At 74.6% G+C, this 4414-nt stretch carries 2 protein-coding genes; both read right to left on the bottom strand.

Features of this window, described 5'->3' with window-relative positions; translation table 11 throughout:
* Positions 1-1423: type I polyketide synthase (locus tag ACSNOC_RS27055; protein WP_436750210.1), on the bottom strand; the 1423-nt coding region annotated here is incomplete at its 3' end.
* A 26-nt stretch (positions 1424-1449) separates the two neighbouring features.
* Positions 1450-4414 (bottom strand): SDR family NAD(P)-dependent oxidoreductase (locus tag ACSNOC_RS27050; protein WP_436750209.1); only part of this gene is annotated, 2965 nt, incomplete at its 5' end.

Here is a 4414-nt window from a genome sequence, read left to right as displayed (position 1 = left end):
CATGCGCGTTCGTCCCACTGATCCCGAACGACGACACACCCGCCCGCCGCCGACGCCCCGACTCCCGCACCCAGGGCATCGCCTCCGTGAGGAGGCGGACGGCTCCGGCGGACCAGTCGATGTGCGGGGAGGGCTCGTTGACGTGGAGGGTGCGCGGCAGGACGCCGTGGCGCATCGCCATGACCATCTTGATGATGCCGCCGACACCGGCGGCGGCCTGGGCGTGCCCGATGTTCGACTTCAACGAGCCCAGCCACAGGGGGCGTTCGGCCGGGCGGCCCTGGCCGTAGGTGGCGAGCAGCGCCTGGGCCTCGATCGGGTCGCCCAGCGTCGTGCCGGTGCCGTGCGCCTCGACCGCGTCCACATCCGCCGCCGACAGGCCCGCGTTGGCCAATGCCTGCTGGATGACGCGTTCCTGGGCGGGGCCGCTGGGCGCGGTCAGCCCGTTGGACGCGCCGTCCTGATTGATCGCCGTGCCGCGCACCACCGCCAGCACGCGGTGACCGCGCCGCCGCGCATCCGACAACCGCTCCAGCAACAGCATCCCCACCCCCTCGGCGACGCCGAAGCCGTCCGCCGCCGCCGAGAACGCCTTGCACCGACCGTCCGGGGCCAGGGCACGCTGCCGGCTCATCTCCACGAACAGGCCCATGGTCGGCATCACGGTGGCGCCGCCGGTCAGGGCCATTTCGCATTCGCCCGTGCGCAGGGCCTGGACGGCCAGGTGGAGGGCGACGAGCGATGACGAGCAGGCGGTGCCGACTGTCACGGCGGGTCCGGCGAGGCCGAGGGTGTAGGCGATGCGGCCGGACGCGACGCTGGTGTTGTTGCCGGTGACGAGGTAACCCTCCAGCTCCTGGCCTGGTTTCTCCATGCGGGGGCCGTAGTCCTGGGAGAGGACGCCGAGGAACGTGCCGGTGCGGCTGCCGCGCACGGCGGCCGGGCTGATGCCCGCCCGCTCGAACACCTCCCACGCCGTCTCCAGCAGCAACCGCTGCTGCGGCTCCATCGCCAGCGCCTCACGCGGCGAAATCCCGAAGAACTCCGCGTCGAATCCCGCGGCCTCCGGCAGCAGCGCGGCCTCGCGCTGGTAGTACCGCCCCGAGACCGCCGGATCCGGATCATAGAGACCGTCCACGTCCCAGCCACGATCGGCGGGCAACGGCCCCACCGCGTCGGTGCCGTCGGCGACGATGCTCCAGAGCCGTTCCGGGCTGTCGGCCCGGCCGGGGAAGCGGCAGCTCATGCCGACGATGGCGATCGGCTCGGAGTCCCTGGCCTCCACGTCGCGCAGCCGCCGCCGGGTCTGCTTGAGGTCGGTGGTGACGCGCTTGAGGTAGTCGAGGAGTTTCCGCTCGCCGGGCTGGTCGCCGCGCTGGTCGCGGAGTTCGGGGGTGCCCTGCTGGTTCTGGTCGTCTCGCATGTCGTGTGTACCCACCCTCGGAACGCTCACTGGGCTTCGAGTTCCTGATCCACCAGGTCGAAGATGTCGTCGATGGTTGCCGTGTTGAGCCGCTGGTCGGTGTCGTTCTCGGTGTCGCGGTCGAGCCTGGCCAGGACGGTGCGCAGGCGGGTGCGGACGCGGTTCAGGACGGCGGTGTCGTGTGCTCCGATGCCGTCGAGGACGGTTTCCAGCCGGTCGATGTCGTGAAAGACGGCGGTCGGCGCGGAGGCGGAGGCCGGTGCGGTCCCGTCCGATGCCGGGGCCGGGGCCGGTGGCGGTGACGCGAGGTGGTGGTGCAGCCGCTCCGCCATGGCGACGGGCGTCGGGCAGTCGAACGTGAGGGTCGCGGGCAGCCGCAGCCCGGTCGCGGTGCCGAGGCGGTTGCGCAGGTCCACCGACATCAGCGAGTCGAAGCCGGCCGCCTTGAACTCCCGGTCGCGCGGGATGTGATGAGGCCCGGTGAAGCCCAGCACCGCGGCGGCGTGGGTGCGGACGAGATCGAGCAGGAGGCGTTCCTGCTGGGGCCGGGCGAGTCCGGCGAGGCGTTGCCTGAGCGCCGCGGCATCTGCCGGTCCGACGGCGCTCGCGACGCCGGTGGTGGCGCGTGCGGCGTGCGGCGCGGACGGCGGCCGGACGACATCGCGCAGGATCGGGTGAACGACCGCGCCGGGGCCCGGAGTCGTGAAGCGGGCCGCGAGGGTGACGGCGTCGGACGAGGCCAGGGCCGCGTCGAACAGGGCCAGCCCTTCCGCCGCGTCGAAAGGCTCCATGCCGGACTGGGCCAGGCGGGCCACGTCGGTGGCGTCCAACTGGGTGGCCATGCCGAGGCCGTTCCACAGCCCCCAGGCGATCGAGGTGACGGGCAGCCCGTCCGCGCGCCACCGTTGGGCCGCCGCGTCCACCCAGGCGTTGGCGGCGGAGTAGTTGCCCTGACCGCCGTTGGTGAAGGTCGCGGCACAGGAGGAGAAGAGGACGAAGGCGGAGAGGTCGAGATGCCGGGTCAGTTCGTGAAGGTGGAGGGTCGCGTCGGCCTTCGGTGTCAGCACGTGCGACAGCCGCGCTGGGGTGAGGGCTTCGGTGACGCCGTCGTCGCGCACTCCGGCGGTGTGGATGACGGCGGCCGGGGGGTGGGCCGCGAGGAGCCGCGCCAGGGCCTCGCGATCGGCGGTGTCGCAGGCCGCGATGGTGATCTCGGCGCCGTGGGCGGTGAGTTCGTCGCGCAGCGCGTCGGCGCCCTCGGCATCGGGGCCGCGTCGGCTGACCAGCAGCAGGCGCCGCGCGCCGTGCTCGGTCACCACGTGCCGCGCCACGAGGGCGCCGAGCCCGCCCGTGCCACCGGTGATCAGGACGGTGCCCGCGCGCGGGATGCTCCGCTCCGCACCGGCCGGGTCCGCCGCCGGCGCGCGTTCCAGACGCGGCACGTACGCGGTGCCCCGGCGTAGCGCCATCTGCGGTTCGCCGTCCGCGAGATGGCCGATCAGTGCGGACCACGCGTCGTCACCGCCACCGCCACCGTCACCGCCACCGCCACCGCCGCTGTCTCCGTCGAGGTCGACCAGCACGAACCGTCCCGGGTGCTCCGACTGCGCGGACCGCACCAGCCCCCAGACGGCGGCCTGTGCGAGGTCGTCCGGCCGTTCGCCGGGCGCGGCGGCGACCGCGCCGCGCGTGGTGAGGACCAGCCGGGTGGCGGTGAGCCGTTCGTCGGCGAGCCAGGCCCGCAGCAGGTCCAGGGTGTGTGCGGTCGCCGCGTGGACGTGCGGCGCGTCGTTCCCGCCCGGGGGGAGGGAAACGACGACCGTGTCGGGCGGTGCGGCGCCCGCGTCGAGGGCGGCGGTCAACGAGGCCAGGTCGTCGTGCCGTTCGACGCGCTCCCCGGTGGCAGGGGAAGCGGTGGTGGCAGGGGTCCAGGTCACGCGGTGCAGGGCGGCGGCGGTCCGTTCCTGCCCGATGCCGGTGGGCAGCGGTCGCAGGCGCAGGGCCGCGGCGCGGATGACGGGCCGCCCGGCCGCGTCGGTGGCGTCGAGGGACACCGTGTCGTCGCCGCAACGGGCCAGCCGTACCCGGAGGTTGGTCGCCCCGGCGGCGAGGAGCCGGGTGCCGCTCCAGGAGAACAGCATGCGCCCCCGGCCGGTGTCCGGCAGCAGGCCGCCGACAACGACGCCGTGCAGCGCGGCGTCCAGGAGCACGGGGTGGATCCCGAACCCGGCCACGTCCGTTGCCTCGTCCAGCGCCACGTCGGCGAACACCTCGCCGTCGCCCTGCCACAGGCCGCGCAGGCACTGGAACGCGGGGCCGTAGTCGATGCCCTGGGCGATGTGGCGGGCGTAGCAGTCCTCCACGGGAACGGGCCGCGCGCCGGGGGGCGGCCAGGCGCCGGGGGCGGTGTCCGGGGCGGGTGGCGTGGGGTCGGCCGTCTCCGGGGTGAGTGTTCCGGACCCGTGCTCGGTCCACGGTTCGCCGGTGGCGGCGTCGTCCGGGCGTGAGTGGATGCGCACCGGCCGGCGGCCGGACGCGTCGGCGGGGCCGATGCCGACCTGCACGTGGTGCGCGGCGCCTTCGGCCAGCACCAGCGGTGCCGACAGGGTGAGTTCCTCCACGCCGTCGCATCCCAGGTCCGCGGCGGCGCGCAGCGCGAGGTCGAGGTGGGCGGCGCCGGGGACGACGACGGTGCCCTTGATCCGGTGGTCGGCCAGCCAGGGGTGGTCGGCCGGTGAGAGCCGTCCGGTCCACACGGTTCCGGCGCCGTCCGGGAGCGGGACGGCCGCCGCCAGCAGCGGGTGGCCGGTGTGCCGGAGGCCGACGCCCGCCGGGTCGTGGGCCGGGGTGCCGGTGAGCCAGTAGCGGCGGTGCTGGAAGGGGTAGGTGGGCAGGTCGGCGGGCCGGGTGGTCGAACCGGTCATCAGTGACGGCCAGTCGACGTCGGTCCCGGCCGCGTGGGCCTCGCCCAGGGAGAGCAGGAACCGCCTG

Origin of the sequence: Streptomyces sp. URMC 129, from assembly GCF_051386415.1 — a bacterium.
Classification (GTDB): Bacteria; Actinomycetota; Actinomycetes; order Streptomycetales; family Streptomycetaceae; genus Streptomyces.
Note: the sequence above shows the minus strand (reverse complement) of the source record. Positions and strands in the feature narration are given on the sequence as shown.